Source organism: Ruegeria sp. BK1 (genome assembly GCF_056535645.1).
Window position 1 is genome coordinate 1,272,119 of record NZ_JBQFIS010000001.1, and the last position, 16,910, is coordinate 1,289,028.

General features: G+C 59.7%; 18 protein-coding genes. 5 read left to right on the forward strand and 13 right to left on the reverse strand.

Going from position 1 to position 16,910, the window contains the following annotated elements:
• Window positions 1-10: 10 nt before the first annotated feature.
• The 7 genes from ACR3E7_RS06325 to ACR3E7_RS06355 form a co-directional block, all read right to left on the reverse strand.
• Window positions 11-661 carry a protein-L-isoaspartate(D-aspartate) O-methyltransferase gene (locus ACR3E7_RS06325; protein WP_170774383.1) on the reverse strand — a complete coding sequence of 217 codons (651 nt, stop codon included), beginning with the start codon at window positions 659-661 and terminating at the stop codon, window positions 11-13.
• Window positions 658-1,440, reverse strand: a complete 783-nt coding sequence (surE, locus tag ACR3E7_RS06330; protein ID WP_170774385.1) for a 5'/3'-nucleotidase SurE — start codon at window positions 1,438-1,440, stop codon at window positions 658-660. Before surE ends, ACR3E7_RS06325 begins: the two co-directional genes overlap by 4 nt.
• A gap of 121 nt (window positions 1,441-1,561) precedes the next feature.
• Complete coding sequence (locus ACR3E7_RS06335; protein WP_480502479.1) at window positions 1,562-2,647, reverse strand: ABC transporter ATP-binding protein; 1,086 nt, start codon at window positions 2,645-2,647, stop codon at window positions 1,562-1,564.
• 80 nt (window positions 2,648-2,727) lie between these two features.
• Entirely contained in the window at window positions 2,728-3,786 is a 1,059-nt protein-coding gene (locus ACR3E7_RS06340; RefSeq protein WP_480502480.1) for a methyltransferase domain-containing protein, read from the reverse strand.
• A gap of 87 nt (window positions 3,787-3,873) precedes the next feature.
• Complete coding sequence (locus tag ACR3E7_RS06345) at window positions 3,874-4,983, reverse strand: hypothetical protein (RefSeq protein WP_480502481.1); 1,110 nt, start codon at window positions 4,981-4,983, stop codon at window positions 3,874-3,876.
• A 3-nt stretch (window positions 4,984-4,986) separates the two neighbouring features.
• Entirely contained in the window at window positions 4,987-5,766 is a 780-nt protein-coding gene (locus tag ACR3E7_RS06350) for an SDR family oxidoreductase (protein ID WP_480502882.1), read from the reverse strand.
• A gap of 73 nt (window positions 5,767-5,839) precedes the next feature.
• Window positions 5,840-6,202 (reverse strand): nuclear transport factor 2 family protein, encoded by a 363-nt coding sequence (locus tag ACR3E7_RS06355; protein WP_170774396.1) that lies wholly within the window; start codon window positions 6,200-6,202, stop codon window positions 5,840-5,842.
• Window positions 6,203-6,311: 109 nt separating this feature from the next.
• Between ACR3E7_RS06355 and ACR3E7_RS06360 the strand changes: the two genes are divergently transcribed.
• The 3 genes from ACR3E7_RS06360 to ACR3E7_RS06370 all read left to right on the forward strand — a co-directional run bounded on the left by ACR3E7_RS06360 (window position 6,312) and on the right by ACR3E7_RS06370 (window position 10,461).
• A complete protein-coding gene (locus ACR3E7_RS06360; RefSeq protein ID WP_170782518.1) occupies window positions 6,312-7,916 on the forward strand; it encodes a peptide chain release factor 3 in 1,605 nt (534 codons plus the stop codon).
• A gap of 18 nt (window positions 7,917-7,934) precedes the next feature.
• Window positions 7,935-8,873, forward strand: coding sequence for a glycosyltransferase family 2 protein (locus tag ACR3E7_RS06365; protein WP_480502482.1), 939 nt, complete (start codon window positions 7,935-7,937; stop codon window positions 8,871-8,873).
• A 184-nt stretch (window positions 8,874-9,057) separates the two neighbouring features.
• Entirely contained in the window at window positions 9,058-10,461 is a 1,404-nt protein-coding gene (locus ACR3E7_RS06370; protein ID WP_480502483.1) for a DEAD/DEAH box helicase, read from the forward strand.
• On the opposite strand, the gene ACR3E7_RS06375 is transcribed toward ACR3E7_RS06370, so the two are convergent.
• From ACR3E7_RS06375 to ACR3E7_RS06385, 3 genes are read right to left on the reverse strand one after another with little or no spacing between them, the layout of a single operon-like run.
• Entirely contained in the window at window positions 10,458-11,360 is a 903-nt protein-coding gene (locus ACR3E7_RS06375) for an EamA family transporter (protein WP_480502484.1), read from the reverse strand. The two genes, ACR3E7_RS06370 and ACR3E7_RS06375, sit on opposite strands and share 4 nt — an antisense overlap.
• Window positions 11,361-11,381: 21 nt before the next feature.
• Window positions 11,382-12,260, reverse strand: a complete 879-nt coding sequence (locus ACR3E7_RS06380; protein ID WP_480502485.1) for a fatty acid desaturase — start codon at window positions 12,258-12,260, stop codon at window positions 11,382-11,384.
• Window positions 12,253-12,456 (reverse strand): DUF2061 domain-containing protein, encoded by a 204-nt coding sequence (locus ACR3E7_RS06385; protein ID WP_480502486.1) that lies wholly within the window; start codon window positions 12,454-12,456, stop codon window positions 12,253-12,255. Before ACR3E7_RS06385 ends, ACR3E7_RS06380 begins: the two co-directional genes overlap by 8 nt.
• A gap of 106 nt (window positions 12,457-12,562) precedes the next feature.
• On the opposite strand from ACR3E7_RS06385, the gene ACR3E7_RS06390 reads away from it, so the two are divergent.
• Both ACR3E7_RS06390 and ACR3E7_RS06395 read left to right on the forward strand, forming a co-directional pair.
• Window positions 12,563-13,423: a helix-turn-helix domain-containing protein gene (locus tag ACR3E7_RS06390; protein ID WP_480502487.1), complete on the forward strand. Its 861-nt coding sequence runs from the start codon at window positions 12,563-12,565 to the stop codon at window positions 13,421-13,423.
• A gap of 71 nt (window positions 13,424-13,494) precedes the next feature.
• A complete protein-coding gene (locus tag ACR3E7_RS06395) occupies window positions 13,495-13,677 on the forward strand; it encodes a hypothetical protein (protein ID WP_170354385.1) in 183 nt (60 codons plus the stop codon).
• Here ACR3E7_RS06395 and ACR3E7_RS06400 read toward each other — a convergent pair.
• From ACR3E7_RS06400 to bcoG, 3 genes are read right to left on the reverse strand one after another with little or no spacing between them, the layout of a single operon-like run.
• The gene (locus ACR3E7_RS06400; protein ID WP_480502488.1) at window positions 13,674-14,435 is read right to left on the reverse strand and encodes an SDR family oxidoreductase; all 762 of its coding nucleotides are present in this window, start codon (window positions 14,433-14,435) and stop codon (window positions 13,674-13,676) included. The two genes, ACR3E7_RS06395 and ACR3E7_RS06400, sit on opposite strands and share 4 nt — an antisense overlap.
• Window positions 14,432-15,913 (reverse strand): carnitine 3-dehydrogenase, encoded by a 1,482-nt coding sequence (locus tag ACR3E7_RS06405; RefSeq protein WP_480502489.1) that lies wholly within the window; start codon window positions 15,911-15,913, stop codon window positions 14,432-14,434. Before ACR3E7_RS06405 ends, ACR3E7_RS06400 begins: the two co-directional genes overlap by 4 nt.
• Before the next feature lie 47 nt (window positions 15,914-15,960).
• On the reverse strand, window positions 15,961-16,875 hold the full coding sequence (bcoG, locus tag ACR3E7_RS06410; protein ID WP_480502490.1) for a 3-dehydrocarnitine:acetyl-CoA trimethylamine transferase BcoG: 915 nt from the start codon (window positions 16,873-16,875) through the stop codon (window positions 15,961-15,963).
• Window positions 16,876-16,910: the final 35 nt, after the last annotated feature.

Below are 16,910 nucleotides of genomic sequence, written 5' to 3' on the forward strand. Positions count from 1 at the left end.
GAATAAACTTCTACGCCTCGTCTTTTCCCAGCCCTTCCAGCAAGGGCACGAAACGAACAGGCAACAATTCGTCATAGTCCAGGCCGGTTTCGGTCCGTCGCACACGGATCAGAGTTTGAACCGCATCCGACTGCCCCACCGGCAATACCATGATACCGCCGATTTTGAGCTGCGCCAAGAGCGGGCCCGGAGGGTCCTCAGCCGCCGCGGTCACAATGATACGATCAAACGGCGCCTGTTCAGGCAAACCAAATGAGCCGTCCGTCAACATCGCGGTCACATTGGTCAAACCCAGCTCGCGGAACAACGCGCCGGTTTCCCGCACCAATCGCTTGTGACGCTCAACTGTGTAAACCCGGCGGGCCAACTTGGACAGGATAGCCGCCTGATAGCCCGACCCGGTCCCGATCTCGAGCACAGTATCGCGTGGCCCCACATCCAGCGCCTGCGTCATCAGCCCCACGACCGACGGCTGGCTGATCGTCTGCCCGCAAGCAATCGGCAACGGCGTGTCCTCATAGGCGCGCTCGGCAAACAGGCCCCTGACGAACTGGCCCCGGTCGATCTGTTCCATCGCCGCCAACACACGCTTGTCTGTCACGCCACGTGACCGAAGCGCAAACAGGAACTGCATCTTGGTTTCTGCACTCAAGCCCGTCATTCGATCGACTTCAAGGTCTCAAGCGTGTCATGCGCTGTCAGGTCCGCACGCATCGGCGTGACCGAGATATAGCCCGCCAGATTGACCGCCGCATCCGTCCCGGGCGCGGTCGGATTGTGCTGATAGCCGCCCTTGATCCACAAGAACCGCCGCCCTGAGGGCGAGCTGTGTGGTTCGACCGAGAAATGCGTGTCACGGCGAAAGCCCTGCGGCGCCACGCGGGTGCCCAGCACCTCATCTGCGGGAACGGGCGGGAAATTCACGTTATAAAACAGGCGGTAATCGCCCTGCTCGGCCGGGGTCGCGTCCAAGATCTTGCGCACAAGATCCGCCCCAAACCGGGCGGCGGCCTCGAACGGGTCGTCCAGCCCCAGATTGCGCGGGCCAAAGTATTGCGACAGGGCTATCGCTGGGACACCCTGCAAAGCGGCTTCCATCGCGCCACCGATCGTTCCGGAATAGAGCGTATTTTCGGCCGAGTTATTGCCCCGGTTCACCCCGGACAACACCAGATCGGGCAGTGCATCCTTCATCACATCATGCAGACCGGCCAGCACGCAATCGGCGGGCGAGCCCTCGGCGGCATAGCGACGTTCACCCAGCTTGGCGACCATCATCGGATGGGTATAGCTGATGCAATGGCCCACGCCGGATTGCTCGAATGCTGGCGCAACGACCCAAACCTCTCCGTCGGGTCCGGCAAGCTGGGCGGCGATTGCCTCAAGCGTGATCAGGCCCGGTGCATTGATGCCATCATCATTGGTCAGAAGAATACGCATATGCCCCATCCATCCCTGCGTTTTTCCCTTGATAGACCCGGCCCCGCGCCTCGGCAAGCGACGCGCACGCGCAATCTGCGGCATTCGCGCACCAGTTGGGTCTAAAATGCCACGTCAGGCATTAATCGGGGAAAACAAAGCACCGGTCGCGGCGAATGGTCAGCCACATAACGCGCCCCGGCTGCGGTACAAAGACATTCGGCACCGTGGCCTTCAGGATCGAACCGTCATAGTCCATGCGGAACTCAACCAGGCTTTCATTGCCCAGAAAGCGCGCCCGCTGGACCACGCCACGCGCGGCCACCCCATCAGTCGGTGTGGGCAGCGGTCCTTTGCCGTTTCGGTCGAAATCCAGTTTGACGTGCTGCGGGCGGAAGACGATCTCAACGTCCGTGCCGTCAGGTACACCCGGCGCAAGAAACTGGCCGAATGGCGTTTCCGCCAGAGCTCCGTTAACTTGCGCCTTCAACACATTGACATCACTGAAGAATGCAACCGCCGCCTTATCCGCTGGCCGGGTATAGACATTATAGGGCGCGCCTTGCTGCACGATCTTACCACGCCGCATCAGGGCAATCTCATCGGCCATGCGCATCGCCTCTTCCGGCTCATGCGTCACCAAAACCACAGCGGCGTCTTCTTCTTTGAGGATTGCCAGCGTTTCATCCCGGATACCGTCGCGCAGACGATTGTCCAGCCCCGAGAACGGCTCGTCCATCAACATGATCCGGGGACGCGGCGCCAAAGCCCGCGCCAGTGCGACCCGTTGTTGTTCGCCACCCGACAGATGATGCGGATAGCTGTCGACGAAGCGCATCAGATCAACCTTGGTCAGCAATTCCTCGACCCGCGCGCGTTTTTCGTCCTTGTGGCCCTTCAGACCGAAAGCCACGTTGTCGGCCACGCTAAGATGAGGAAACAAGGCAAAGTCCTGAAACATTAGCCCAATCTCGCGCCGCTCGGGCGGGACACGAAACACCGTGTCGCAGATCAGCTTGCCATCCACATAAATCTGGCCGGACTCCTGCATCTCGACCCCGGCGATCATACGCAGCGTGGTCGACTTGCCGCAGCCCGACGGCCCCAGCAAACACGTCACCTGCCCCGCCTGAACACTCAGCGAGACATCATCCACCACAATGCGCCCTTCATACCGGGCGACCAAATTGCGGATTTCCAGACGTGGAGGCGTTGAATTCACTGTCACCGAAGGACCCCGTTGCCTTTCCCGATCAATTTCATCGGGCTTAGGCGGGGATAGCAACCCCGCCGTTCAGGCGCAAGCGGTCAGCAGCACCCGCCCGAGACGGCTTCACCGGTGCTGGCACTGGTGGCTTCGAATGGGCTTTCCCCTCCACAACCTTCGAAGATGCCATAATGGGTCGAGAAATCGCCGATAAACTCGAAATGGCGCGCAAATCGCGTGTCTTTCAGCATCATCCAGGTGTTGCCACAGACCGGAAAGACCTTGCCCGCCTCGATCGCGTGATGGTCGTCCAGCTCGAACAGATGCGGCGCGTGGGGGATCGTGCCCTTGTAGATCACCGCTTGGCCGTAATCCTCGCAAGCTGGTTCCAGTTCGGGCAGTTTGAACAGACGATACTTGGCCGACAGGAAGCTCAAGGGCGCAACCCGCTCTTCCAGCACCGGGTTTTCGATGGTCAGCGGGCGATGCGTCACCCGGCGCGGATCGGCAAACCCGGCCTTGCGCGAGATCGACAGGAAATCATTCCAATAGAGCGCGCCCGACAGGCACTCCCCATACAAAACCTCATCCTCGGCCATTGCGGCGGGGATGCGGCGGTCAGCATAGACGTCCGAGAAATACATCTCGCCGCCATCTTTCAGCAGACGGTGCGCGCCGCGCAGAACGGCCTCTTTATCGGTGGCCAGATTGATCACGCAGTTCGAAACGATGATGTCGAAGGAACCGGGCTCAAGGTCCAGCTCGTCCAGCTTTTCGATATAGCCGTGGTGGAATTCCACATTCGACGCACCATGGCCGAACGCTTGCGCGTGATATTCTTGATGAGCGCGGGCCACATCCAACTGTTCGGGCGTCATGTCCACGCCGACCACGCGGCCATTTTCGCCAACCATCGCCGACAGCGCATAAACGTCGCGCCCGGCACCACAGCCCAGATCAAGGATGCTCATCCCTTCCAGATCCAGCGGTGCAATCAGACCGCAGCCATAGTAACGCGTCAGCACATCATCATGAATTTTTGAGAGAATTTTCTTTACATGATCCGGCATGTCATCGGGCGTGCAGCAGGCATTGGTCTGCAAATCCGCGCTACTTTGAAGGACGTCACCGTAATAGTTCTGCACCGATTCATGCTTCATCGAAGGTATCCCCTGTGTCTGGTAGGGGATCAGCTAATGCAGCAAGGGCCGTGGCGCAATCCGCACATGTGCGATTTTACAAAAGCGTTACCCGAGCAGGTCGAAATCCACGGCAGCGCGCACCTGCCCGTTCACCTGAACCTCCAGCCGGTGTGGGCCGGGCACCAGTTTGAACGTGGTCGCATTGCCCTTGAGCTTGTGGGTCTTGCTTAGCGTCAGCGCACCATCCCGCAGCGCGGTCTGTTTCAATTTGTGCACCTTGGCCGAGGTTTTACCGCCAGGGCGTTGAAAGTGAATGATATAATCCACTAGAATGGGCTGGTCTCCGGCACCACTGAGCGCCACATCGAAATTCAGCGCACCCCCGATCCGGGCATCGCCTTGCACCTGAATATCGGCCGAAATCGCCGCGTCAGGATCATAGCCCAGCATCTTCATCGCGCCGGGATGTCCGGATTTCACCAATCCACGCAGGGTGTGGCTGGTCATCCAGCGCAACTCATCTGCGTCCTGCCCGCCCTCGCGCCATTGCTGCAGACGGTCCAGCACCAGATCGGGGTCTTTCTTGGTGATATCGTTCAGATGGTTCGCCACCGACCGCGTCACGTATCGCGTCGGATCGCTGTGCAGGCGATCCAGCAAAGGCAACGGGTCGGTCAGTTCCAGGCACACCGCCTGCCCCCATGGCAAACGCGGGCGAGTGCCTTCGCTGACCAAGCGCCGAACATGATAGCTGTCATGCGCGCACCACGCCTGCATCCTGTCCAGCACCTTGTCCTGATGGGCGTTCAGGAACGGGCGAATGGCCCATTCCATCGAGAATCTCTGCGTCAGTTCCTCAAGCACGCCCAATGCCAGATCGGGATGGGCGAGGCCAACGGCCACTACCCAATCGCCCAAGGGTGCAAAGATGAAATCACCGAAATCATCATCTGTCTTTGACGGGTCCAGCGGCGGTGGCAGCGCACTTAACAGCCTAGGCGCAATGTCCGGCAGCGCGCCGGGGATGGCCTGTTGAAGGCAGTCGGCTATCCACGCCATGCGCTCTTTCAATTCCAGATCCAGCAGGCGGGACATGACCTGAACCTCGAACGCCTCTGCCTCGAAAACGGGGTCGGCCGCCGAAAAAAGCCCCGCCAGATAGCGGGTCTTTTCTGCATTAAACAGCTGGTCTTTTAGTGAAAAATTCTGCGCCATCGCCTACATCGTCAAATTGGTTCCGCCACCGTCCAGTAGGATGTTCTGGCCCACGATAAAGCCCGCATGTTGCGAACACAGAAAGGCGCAGGCAGCCCCAAATTCCTGCCGTGTGCCATAGCGGCGCGCAGGGATCGTGGCGGCGCGCTCTGCACGGGCGTCTTCCATCGAGATGTTCTTTTGCAGCGAAACCGCACTATCTAGGGACTCCGCGCGGTCAGTGGCGTGGATACCCGGCAGCAGATTGTTGATTGTCACCCCTTGCGGGGCTACCTGCCGCGCGGTTCCCGCGACGTAGCCGGTCAACCCAGTCCGCGCCGCGTTCGACAGGCCCAGCACGGCAATCGGCGCGCGCACCGATTGCGAAGTGATATTGACCACACGGCCCCAGCCCTTTTCCATCATCCCCGGCAACAACGCCTTCATGAAAGCAATCGGTGTCAGCATGTTGGCATCCAGCGCCTTGATGAAGTCTTCACGCTCCCAATCCGACCACATACCCGGAGGCGGACCGCCCGCATTTGTCACAAGGATATCAACACCCTGTGCGGCTTCGATCACCTGCGCCTGCCCCTCGGTCGAGGTCACATCACAGGCCACCGTCTGAACATCAATGCCATAGGTGTCCCGCAAGCGCGCGGCTTCGGCCTCAAGCGCCTCGGCTCCGCGGGCGTTCATCACCAGATTGACACCGGCCTCGGCCAAAGCTTCGGCACAGCCCAGACCCAAACCCTTGCTGCTGGCACAGACCAGCGCGCGTTTTCCTTTGATACCTAGATCCATCTGATCCTCCCCATCTGTTATTGTTGCCATGTCTAGCACCGGCCAGACAGAGAAGACCAGATTTCAAGCAATATCAGTAAAAGAACTCTTCCCGAACGATCTTGCCATTTGCGACGTGATAGACACCAACTTCTTTCATATCAAAGGCTTCACCGGTCTCTTTTACCTTACCTTGTACCTCGAAGATCACGGCAAAACGGTCTTCACCATGGGGCATCGGGTCGCTGACCGAGGCACCGGAAACCTCATGCGCGCCTTCCCACCATTCATGTTTGCCCCGGATCGCGTCGCGACCGTGGGTTTCGCGGCCCATATCCATGAAATCCTGCGCTTCGACCGAGACGGCATCCTCAGCATAGAGTTTCTCAAGATTTTCCTTGGCGCGGTCCTCGCGGCAACCTGCGACCAGCTCGTCGGCAATCTCTTTCAAATTCATTGTCTCTCTCCACTATTTGTTCACTATATGTTCCTATTGCCACAGGTGTATGATTCGAACCACCCCCTTTGTCTTGCCTCGGCAAGATTCCCCGCCTATACGCGCGAATATGCTTGATACCTCGAACCAACCCACCCTGCCGCCCGAGATCGCCCGTCGCCGGACCTTCGCGATCATCTCGCACCCTGATGCGGGCAAAACGACGCTGACGGAAAAGTTCCTGCTTTATGGCGGCGCGATCCAGATGGCCGGTCAGGTGCGCGCTAAGGGTGAGGCGCGGCGCACGCGCTCGGATTTCATGCAGATGGAGAAGGATCGTGGTATCTCGGTTTCCGCCTCGGCCATGTCGTTTGATTATGGGAACTTCCGGTTCAATCTGGTGGACACGCCCGGCCACAGCGATTTCTCGGAAGATACCTATCGCACTCTGACTGCCGTGGACGCCGCCGTCATGGTAATCGACGGCGCGAAAGGTGTGGAAAGCCAGACGCAGAAACTGTTCGAGGTTTGCCGCCTGCGCGATCTGCCGATCCTGACCTTCTGTAACAAGATGGACCGCGAAAGCCGCGATACGTTCGAGATCATTGACGAGATTCAGGAAATGCTGGCCATCGACGTCACGCCCGCCGCGTGGCCGATTGGCGTGGGTCGCGATTTCATCGGCTGCTATGACATGCTGCGCGACCGGCTGGAACTGATGGACCGCGCCGACCGCAACAAGGTAGCCGAGAGCATTCAGATCGACGGTCTGGATGACCCAAAACTAGCCGAACATGTTCCCGAGCACTTGCTTGAGAAACTGCTGGAAGAGGTCGAGATGGCGCGCGAATTGCTGCCCGCGCTGGACCCGCAGGCGGTTCTTGAGGGGCATATGACCCCCATCTGGTTCGGTTCGGCGATCAACTCGTTCGGTGTCAAAGAACTGATGGAGGGCATCGGCGCTTACGGCCCGCAGCCGCAAGTGCAATCGGCCGAACCACGTCAGATCGCGCCGGATGAAAAGAAGGTCGCAGGCTTTGTCTTCAAGGTTCAGGCCAATATGGACCCCAAGCACCGCGACCGGGTGGCCTTTGTACGGATGGCCTCGGGCCATTTCAAACGCGGCATGAAACTGACCCATGTGCGGTCCAAGAAGCCCATGGCAATCTCGAACCCGGTGCTGTTTCTGGCCTCGGATCGCGAACTAGCGGATGAAGCATGGGCCGGTGACATCATCGGCATCCCCAACCATGGCCAGCTGCGCATCGGCGACACGCTGACTGAAGGTGAGGCGCTGCGCGTGACCGGCATCCCGTCCTTCGCGCCGGAATTGCTGCAAGGCGTGCGTGCGGGCGACCCGATGAAGGCCAAGCACCTGGAAAAGGCACTCATGCAATTTGCCGAGGAAGGCGCAGCCAAGGTGTTCAAACCCTCGATTGGGTCGGGCTTTATCGTGGGTGTCGTCGGCGCGCTGCAATTCGAAGTGCTCGCCAGCCGGATCGAGATGGAATACGGCCTGCCCGTGCGGTTTGAGGCGTCTCAGTTCACATCCGCCCGCTGGGTCAGTGGTGACAAGGTGGCGGTGGACAAGTTCGTCAACGCCAACAAGCAGCACATCGCGCATGATCATGACGGCGACATCGTCTACCTGACACGTCTGCAATGGGATATCGACCGGGTGGTGCGGGACTATCCTGACCTGACCCTGACTGCGACCAAGGAAATGATGACGTGACCGGCCAAAGGGCCGCGCATGGGCGCTAAACCGACCTGGGGAACTGTCTCGACGGTACGGGGGACGGCCCCGGACATCCTGCGTTTAGTGGCCTATCACCTCGACCTTGGGGTGGATCGGATGCATGTCTATCTGGACGAACCCTGCCCCAAGGCCTTCAACGCCCTGAACCGGCATCCAAAGGTTGAGGTCCGCAATTGCGACGACGGGTTCTGGGCCAATCGTAAGCGGGAGCGCCCCGACAAGCACCAGGTGCGCCAGACAGCCAACGCTTCATTCACTTACCGAAAGGCCAGCGAAGACTGGTTGCTGCATATTGATCTGGACGAGTTTCTGTGGCCCGACCGCCCGGTAGCCGATCTGCTGGACGAGGTCGCGCAGGGTACCCCTTATATCCGCGTACGCCCGGAAGAGGCAGTGGCCGACGCCAAGGACCTGTACAAAGCCTATATCCCGTCCGGGCCTGATCGTGCCGCAACGGTGCAGGCGCTCTATCCCAACTATGGGGCTTTCGTGAAGGGTGGGTTTCTCAGTCACCTGCAAGGCAAGGTGTTTGCTCGCACCGGTTTGCCAGGCATCAACTTCCGCATTCACGGGTTGTTCCAGCATGGGGAACGCCTGATCTGCAAAGCGGAACTTGCCGAGGCTGCGCTCTGCCACCGGCACGCCCCGGATTGGGATCACTGGCTGGCGCATTACCGGTTCCGACTTGAGCGTGGGTCATACAAACCCGGAATGACGCCAAATGTCCCGCGGGATGAGGGCGGGATGAACATGAACGAACTGCTCAGCTGGATCGAAAGCGAGGACGGTGTCGACGGTTTGCGCGCGTTTTTCGATGAGATCAGCGGCGCGCACCCCGAGGTGCGGGCACGGCTTGAACAACACGGGTTGATCCGGCATCGGCCACTGGATCTGGACCGGAAGCTTGCGAAACATTTCCCCGGAAGCATCTGAATTGTTGCATTAAATCTGCACAGTATCGGAGCACAGGGGTCTGAAACCCTCTTCATTTGACCCTGCCCAACGTTTTTGTTATGTCCCGCCTCAGCCGAAATGCGCGGGATACGCATGGCCATCCGGGCCCGGCACACCTTCATACGCGCGGGCCAGGTCGAGTGTCCGCAAAAACCGGACATACATGACAAAGTTTAACGAACTGAACCTGAACCCAAAGGTCCTCAAAGCCATTGAGGAAGCCGGATACGAAACCCCCACCCCGATTCAGGCCGGAGCGATTCCACCTGCGCTTGAGGGCAAGGATGTACTGGGCATCGCGCAGACCGGCACCGGCAAAACCGCCAGCTTCACGCTGCCGATGATCACTCTGCTGGCCCGTGGCCGCGCCCGTGCTCGGATGCCGCGCTCGCTGGTGCTGTGCCCGACGCGGGAACTGGCCGCGCAGGTGGCTGAGAATTTCGACACCTACACCAAGCACCTGAAACTGACCAAGGCGCTGTTGATCGGCGGTGTCAGCTTCAAGGAACAGGAAGCGCTGATCGACCGGGGCGTGGATGTTCTGATCGCCACTCCGGGCCGCCTGCTGGACCATTTCGAACGTGGCAAACTGCTGCTGACCGGCGTTCAGATCATGGTGGTGGACGAGGCCGACCGGATGCTGGATATGGGGTTCATCCCCGATATCGAGCGCATCTTCTCGCTGACCCCGTTCACCCGTCAGACGCTGTTCTTCTCAGCCACCATGGCGTCCGAGATTGAGCGCATCACCGACACATTCCTGTCTGCCCCTGCCCGGATCGAGGTTGCCCGTCAGGCCACCGCGTCCGAGACGATCGAACAGGGCGTGGTCATGTTCAAAGGTGGCCGCCGCGACCGCGAGGCCAGCGCCAAGCGCAAGGTTCTGCGCGCGCTGATCGACGCCGAGGGTGAAGGCTGCACCAACGCGATCATTTTCTGCAACCGCAAGACGGATGTGGATATCTGCGCGAAATCGCTGAAGAAATACGGCTATAACGCCGCCGCCATTCACGGCGATCTGGATCAGTCGCAGCGCATGAAAACCCTGGACGGATTCCGCGACGGCTCACTGCGCCTGCTGGTGGCCTCGGACGTGGCCGCACGGGGGTTGGATATCCCCTCGGTCAGCCATGTGTTCAACTTTGACGTCCCCGGCCATGCCGAGGATTACGTTCACCGCATCGGTCGCACCGGTCGAGCGGGGCGCGAGGGAAAGGCGATCACGATCTGCTCGGGCCGCGATGAAAAGGCGCTGGATGCGATTGAGAAGCTGATCCAGAAGGACATTCCCCGGCTCGACAATCCGGTCAAGGAAGAGCCCAAGGACGAAAAGCCCAAGCGCGCGAAAAAGATTAAGCCGGTCGACGAGGCAAAGGTCGACAAAAAACCCGAGCGCAAGAAGGACGCGGACCGCCGAAAGGACAAGGAACTGCGTGGCCGTGGTCGCCGCACCGATTCAGGTCCGGCGGTTGTTGGCATGGGTGATCACCTGCCCAGCTTCATAGCGCTGAGCTTTGACGAACGCCGCGCAGGCGTAACGGCGCTAGCCGAGGCGGACGCCTCTTAAATCGTTAGCACCAGGGCCAGGATTGAGGCCCCCAGCAATGCCATCCCGGCGATCTCGCGCCGGGTGATGGTTTCGCGGAAGAACAGGATCGAGGCGAACAGGCTGAGGATCAGTTCAACCTGCCCCAACGCCTTCACATAAGCCGCATTCTGCAATGTGAAGGCGAAGAACCAGCAAAACGACCCGCTTAGACTGGTGAGGCCTACGAAGACGCCGGTGCGCCGCGTCTCCCACACCGCACGCAGTTCGGCGCGGTCTCGCCACAGCAGCCACAGCCCCATGCTGACGAATTGGAATGTCACAACAACGGCCAGCGTCACCAATGCGCGGAACCATGCGTCGATCTCGCCAAGCTGTAGCGATGCGCCCCGGTAGCTGACCGAGGAAAAGGCGAACAGAATCCCCGACCCCAGCCCCAGCCGTGACGCGCGATTGGTCAGGTGTTTCCACCACGCACCGTCCCCTCCGGGGTTTTTCGACAGCAGCAGAACTGCGGTCAGGCCCATCAGAATGGCGACTAGCGCTCCGGCTGAAACCTGGTCGCCCAGCACAAGGAAACCGACGACAGCGGTCTGGATCACCTCGGTTTTCTTGAACGTGATTCCGACCGCGAAGTTGCGCTGCTTGAACAAGGAGACCACACAGATGGTTGCCAAGATCTGCGTTGTGCCGCCAATGGTCGCGAACAGCCAGAACAGGGGTGGCATCGAAGGCAAAGACAACTCGCTGAGTTGCAGTGCAGCCCAAAGCGCCAGAACGGCCAACGGCATCGAATAGGCAAATCTGGCAAAGGTCGCACCTGCGGCGGACAATTTCACGCTGCTCAGTGATTTTTGCAGCATGAACCGCACGGTCTGAAACGAGGCGGCGGCGATGGTGACAGGTATCCAGAGGCTCATACCGCCCCTTGTGGCCGCAATTTACCCCTTTGGCCAGAGCGGATGCGGCACCGGATCCTTGGCCTTTAGGAAATGGGCCCGAAACACCTGCGCGTAAGAGCGATAGACATAAGCCTCGTTCCGCGCCAAGTACGTGTCTTGCCCTGCGCGATACAAGGCGGGCAACCGGTACCACGGCGCCGCTGGATTCATGTGATGAACCACGTGCAGGTTGTTGTGAAGAAAGAGAAAGGCCAAGGGCCCTCGATCTTCGATGATCACCGTACGAGCCGAAGCCCGATCATGGGCGCGGTGTTCAAGAAAGGTTCGGATCTTCACCAAGCCTAGCCCCAGATATGCAGCCAGTACATAGGCCCAGATTGGCATGGGCGACAGCGACACAATCCACAGCACCACCAGAACTCCGCATAGATGCAATGCCCAGGCAAGCAGGATATCTGGTTGCAAAACGGACCGTAACTCATTCCGTATGAACACAAATTGACCAATGGCCGGACCCAACACGATGCGCCCTAGTAACGTATTGTTCACTGCCAGCAAGCGTTTCTGCCAACCGCGCAGAGCTGCCCAGACCTGTGGATCCAGATAGTTAGATTCGGGATCGTCATAGGGGTCGGTCAGCGTCGCATCCCGATGATGTGCCAGATGCTGGTCGCGGAACCGGCGGTACGGAATGAACAGCGTTAACGGCAACGCCATCAACGCCTCATTCAACGCCTTTTGCCGAAAGGGGTGGCCGTGGATCGCTTCATGCGTCAGCGAAGAATGCAGTGCCGCCACGACGCCCACCAATGGCACAGCGGCCCAAACCGGCAAATAAAACAGCATTGCCGACCACGCCCCATAGCACCCAAGGATCAGGGCAAGGGTGCCCCATTCAGGCCCTGCACGCTCAGACATTGCGGCCCCATGAGATACCTGCCCATATACGTTCGTAAATCACGTAGAGCGTCAGGCCGATGGCCGTGTTGACCAAAGCCAAACCGCCCCCGATCGCGGCTGAGCCGGTTGCGACCAACCCCACAACGGTCATCACCACAAGGCCCTCCGCATTCCACAATACGGCCTTCACGACTGATCTGCGTCGTGTCTCCATTCCGTCACCCATATTTTTGTTATGGCTTAAGAATTACGGATCACGCAGATGGTGAACATTCTGAATGTGATTAACAAAATTCATCATTTGTGATAAAACCAAACACATGTCCGAAAATATCGACAAACGAGACCGTGCCGCACAGTTCCGCCTCCGCCTTGCCCGCGCGATGGAGGAGCGGCACGTGAGCCAAAGTGCTCTGGCGCGAAACATCGGCGTAGATCGCTCGACCGTGTCGCAACTGCTGACCGGCGATGGAGCGCGTTTGCCGAATGCGCATGTGGTTGGCGGCTGCGCGTCAGCGCTGGGAGTTTCGGCGGATTGGCTCCTGTCGCTCTCGGACCGACCTGAAAGCGCGGCTGAACTTTTGGCGGGTGCGCTAACTGTGACTGAGGCCGCCCGCGCGTTGGTGGATGAGCGGATATTCGAATGGCATCAAGAGGCCGCCGGATACAAAATCCGTTATGTTCCAGCGACTTTGCCGGACATGTTAAAGACCCGCGCCGTGCTGGAATGGGAGTATGCACCGCATCTGGGGCGGACGGCAGATCAGGCCATCGGCGCATCTGAGGACCGGTTGACCTGGATGCGCCGAGCGCAGTCGGACTACGAAATTGCCATGCCTTTGTTTGAAATCGAAAGCTTCGCAAGCGCAACGGGATATTACCGAGGGCTGGATCTGCAAACACGTCAGGATCAGATCGACCATCTACTTGCTCTGTGCGACCAACTCTACCCGCGCCTGCGCATCTATCTGTTTGATGCAAAAAGGCTTTATTCGGCACCAGTCACGATCTTTGGCCCCTTGCTCTGCGTGTTCTATGCGGGCAGCCACTATATGGCGTTCCGCGACCGTGACCGGATCGAAACGTTCACCCGCCATTTTGACACTCTGGTCCGCGAGGCCGACGTCACCGCGCGGGATTTTCCCGGCCATCTGCGCGCGCTACGCGACAGTATGCGTTGAACTCAATCCTGTGCTAACGTCACTGGGCGCGAACCCTTTCGCATTCCGATTATGAACGGAGGAGCACAGGAATGGACGCAATGCAAACCGCCCAATACGCACGGGCCTTATATTCCGCCCACGGAGACAGAGCCGAGGCGGAAGCTGCGCAGAAGATGCGTGAATGCGAGGCCGCCGGAAATATGCAACAGGCACAGGATTGGCAGGCGGTCCGCCAGACCATCCGCCAGATTCGTGGTCCCAATCAGGGCTAAATCTTGGGGTCGGGGTTGACGGTTTGCCCGTCCACCGCGATCACTTGCCCAGAAACCAGCCGCGCCGCGTCTGACGCCAGAAACACGGCCATATCGGCAATGTCGCGCCCCTCGACAAACCGCCCCATCGAGGTACCTGCGGCATAGCCGTTATACACCTGATCGCGGGTCATGCCTTTGGCATTGGCCTCGCGGGCCAGAACGCCCTCCATCCGGGGGCCTTCGACCGCGCCGGGGCAGATCGTATTGCAACGCACGCCGTGAGGGCCAAGTTCCATCGCCAGCGTTTTGGCCAGTCCGATGACACCCCATTTCGCCGCCGCATAGGGCGCGCGATTGGGATATCCGTATTGCCCGGCCGTAGACGAAGTGATGATGATCGCCCCACTGCCCTGACGCTTGAGGATCGGTGCCGCGTATTTTGCGCATAAAAACGCCCCCTCTAGGTTGACCGCCAGACAGGCACGCCATTCGTCAAGCGCCACATCCTCGACCAACGCCGTCGGTCCGGCGATCCCGGCATTGGCGCAGAGCGTATCCAGCCCACCCCATTGCGCCGCAATCTCGGCGAACAGGGCGGCAACCGAGGGCTCATCCGCCACATCCACCTGCGACCGTTTCCAATGCTCTGGGCACGCGCTTAACGCCTCCGCATCCAGATCGGCGACCCAGACCTGCGCCCCAACGGCGTCGAACGCCTCGGCCATGGCCCGGCCGACGCCCGAGGCCCCGGCCGTGATCAGAACCCGCCCGCTCATGCAGGTTTACGGATCGCCGCCCCCGCGCCTTCGGGATAAGGCAACCCGGCCTGCGCCTCGGCAATGCGGGCCATGGCCGCCTCGATCTGTGGCGACGGAGCACTTGGACGGCGGGTGTCTAGACTGACATGCAGCAGAAAGCTTTCACCCGTGGCCAGCAGTTTGTCGCCCTCATACATACTGTGGAAAACGTGCAGTTTTTTGCCCTGCCCCAACAGCATCTGCGTGCGCACCTGTATCTTTGCGCCTGCATGAACCTCATCCACATAGCGGATGTGGTTTTCAGCGGTGAAGTAGCTGCCGCCCGAGGCGATATAGTCCGCGTCGCAGCCAATAACCTCCATGAACCGGTCGGTAGCAGCGGCAAAGGCCTCTAGATAACGCGCCTCGTTCATGTGGCCGTTATAGTCCGTCCAATCCAGCGGCACAGCGCGCGACAAGGTCAGGATCGGTTGGCTGAGATCAGCCTGATCGATCGTAGGCAACGCACCGGGTTTCAGCATCGCATCATGCTGGTTCAGTACCGCCCCCGCGCCATAGTTTTGCGCCTTGAGCGCGCGCATCATGCCCACGAGGTTATTGTCGCGGATGCGCTCCAGTTCGCGGATCGTATGCATCCCCGATTGCGCATCCGACTGATCGGCGATCATATCGACCAGTTCATCGGTGAACTCGGGCACATCCATCAGCTTGGTCCAAGGCCATTTCAGCGCTGGCCCAAACTGAGCCATAAAGTGCCGCATCCCGGCCTCGCCTCCGGCCACGCGGTAGGTCTCGAACAGGCCCATCTGCGCCCAGCGGATGCCGAACCCCATACGGATCGCCTCGTCCACCTCTTCGGTGGTGGCGATGCCGTCCTTGACCAGCCACAGCGCCTCGCGCCAAACCGCTTCAAGGAACCGGTCAGCGATATGCGCGTCGATTTCTTTTTTGATGTGCAGAGGGAAGAACCCCACCGATTTCAGGAGCCCCTGCGCACGCTCGACCATCTCAGGCGGGTTCTTGTCCGTCGGTACAAGTTCGATCAGTGGCAGCAAGTACACCGGGTTGAACGGATGCGTCACAACGATCTGTTCGGGCCGTAACGCACCCTCCTGCAATTCCGAAGGTTTGAACCCACTGGTCGACGAGCCAATGATCGCGCCCGGATCACACGCCTCCTGCAACCCCTTGTAAACCTTCAACTTAAGATCCAACCGCTCGGGCACACTTTCCTGAATCCACTCCGCGCCCTGCACGGCCTCAACCATATCTTCATGAAAACTCAGAGAACCCTCGGGTGGCAACGGAACATCACTCAATCCCGGCAGCGAACGCCGCGCATTGTCCAGAACCTCCCCAATCTTGCGCTCAGCTTCAGGATCAGGGTCAAAAACCCGAACATCCCACCCGTTCAGCAAAAACCGCGCGGCCCAACCGCCGCCGATCACACCACCACCAATGATTGCCGCTGTTTTCACGTCGATCCGCCTCTTCATCTGGCTAAAAATACCTCGGGGGTTTGGGGGCTGGCCCCCAATCACGCTTACTTCGCCACCGGCGCGCGCTTGGTCAAACCGAGCTTCTTGCGTACCTCAGCAGGCCCAATGACCTTAGCGCCCATATTTTCAATGATGGTCCCCGCACGCTCGACCAACTGCCAGTTCTCAGCCAGAACACCCTTGTCCAGCCACAGATTGTCTTCCAACCCCACACGCACGTTGCCGCCCGCAAGCACAGTAGCCGCCACATAAGCCATCTGGTTCCGCCCCAAGGAAAACGCACTGAACGTCCAGTCATCAGGCACATTGTTCACCATCGCCATAAAAGTGTTCAGATCATCCGGTGCGCCCCACGGCACCCCCATACACAGCTGAACCAGAGCGTTCGGCTCCAGAATTCCCTCTTTCACCAACTGTTTGGCGAACCACAGATGACCGGTGTCAAAAGCCTCAATCTCGGGCTTCACACCCATATCTGTCATCATCTGCCCCATCGCCCGCAGCGCGCCTGGGGTGTTGGTCATGACGTAATCCGCCTCGGCAAAGTTCATGGTGCCGCAGTCCAGCGTGCAAATCTCAGGCAGACATTCCGCGATATGTGCGACGCGCTCGGAGGCGCCGATCATATCGGTGCCCTCAGCCACCGGAAACGGGCTCTCGACGCCGCCGAACACGATATCCCCACCCATCCCGGCCGTCAGGTTCAGCACTACATCCACATCCGCATCGCGAATCCGGTCCGTCACCTCGCGATACAGGTCCAGCCGTCGGCTGGGTGCGCCGGTCTCGGGGTCGCGCACATGGCAATGCACCACCGCCGCCCCTGCTTTGGCCGCCGCAATCGCGCTGTCGGCAATCTGCTGCGGCGAGCGCGGTACATGCGGGCTGCGATCCTGCGTTCCGCCCGAGCCGGTCACGGCACAGGTGACAAATACTTCGCGGTTCATTTCCAAAGGCATGGCGTTCTCCCCAGCTTATACCCGGTTTTGCCCTG

What these genes read in the sequence shown, in the direction of transcription:
- ACR3E7_RS06325 (WP_170774383.1), bottom strand. Translation starts at nt 661, where the DNA reads ATGACGGGCTTGAGTGCAGAAACCAAGATGCAGTTCCTGTTTGCGCTT.
- surE (WP_170774385.1), bottom strand. Translation starts at nt 1,440, where the DNA reads ATGCGTATTCTTCTGACCAATGATGATGGCATCAATGCACCGGGCCTG.
- ACR3E7_RS06340 (WP_480502480.1), bottom strand. Translation starts at nt 3,786, where the DNA reads ATGAAGCATGAATCGGTGCAGAACTATTACGGTGACGTCCTTCAAAGT.
- ACR3E7_RS06345 (WP_480502481.1), bottom strand. Translation starts at nt 4,983, where the DNA reads ATGGCGCAGAATTTTTCACTAAAAGACCAGCTGTTTAATGCAGAAAAG.
- ACR3E7_RS06350 (WP_480502882.1), bottom strand. Translation starts at nt 5,766, where the DNA reads ATGGATCTAGGTATCAAAGGAAAACGCGCGCTGGTCTGTGCCAGCAGC.
- ACR3E7_RS06355 (WP_170774396.1), bottom strand. Translation starts at nt 6,202, where the DNA reads ATGAATTTGAAAGAGATTGCCGACGAGCTGGTCGCAGGTTGCCGCGAG.
- ACR3E7_RS06360 (WP_170782518.1), top strand. Translation starts at nt 6,312, where the DNA reads ATGCTTGATACCTCGAACCAACCCACCCTGCCGCCCGAGATCGCCCGT.
- ACR3E7_RS06365 (WP_480502482.1), top strand. Translation starts at nt 7,935, where the DNA reads ATGGGCGCTAAACCGACCTGGGGAACTGTCTCGACGGTACGGGGGACG.
- ACR3E7_RS06370 (WP_480502483.1), top strand. Translation starts at nt 9,058, where the DNA reads ATGACAAAGTTTAACGAACTGAACCTGAACCCAAAGGTCCTCAAAGCC.
- ACR3E7_RS06375 (WP_480502484.1), bottom strand. Translation starts at nt 11,360, where the DNA reads ATGAGCCTCTGGATACCTGTCACCATCGCCGCCGCCTCGTTTCAGACC.
- ACR3E7_RS06380 (WP_480502485.1), bottom strand. Translation starts at nt 12,260, where the DNA reads ATGTCTGAGCGTGCAGGGCCTGAATGGGGCACCCTTGCCCTGATCCTT.
- ACR3E7_RS06385 (WP_480502486.1), bottom strand. Translation starts at nt 12,456, where the DNA reads ATGGAGACACGACGCAGATCAGTCGTGAAGGCCGTATTGTGGAATGCG.
- ACR3E7_RS06390 (WP_480502487.1), top strand. Translation starts at nt 12,563, where the DNA reads ATGTCCGAAAATATCGACAAACGAGACCGTGCCGCACAGTTCCGCCTC.
- ACR3E7_RS06395 (WP_170354385.1), top strand. Translation starts at nt 13,495, where the DNA reads ATGGACGCAATGCAAACCGCCCAATACGCACGGGCCTTATATTCCGCC.
- ACR3E7_RS06400 (WP_480502488.1), bottom strand. Translation starts at nt 14,435, where the DNA reads ATGAGCGGGCGGGTTCTGATCACGGCCGGGGCCTCGGGCGTCGGCCGG.
- ACR3E7_RS06405 (WP_480502489.1), bottom strand. Translation starts at nt 15,913, where the DNA reads ATGAAGAGGCGGATCGACGTGAAAACAGCGGCAATCATTGGTGGTGGT.
- bcoG (WP_480502490.1), bottom strand. Translation starts at nt 16,875, where the DNA reads ATGCCTTTGGAAATGAACCGCGAAGTATTTGTCACCTGTGCCGTGACC.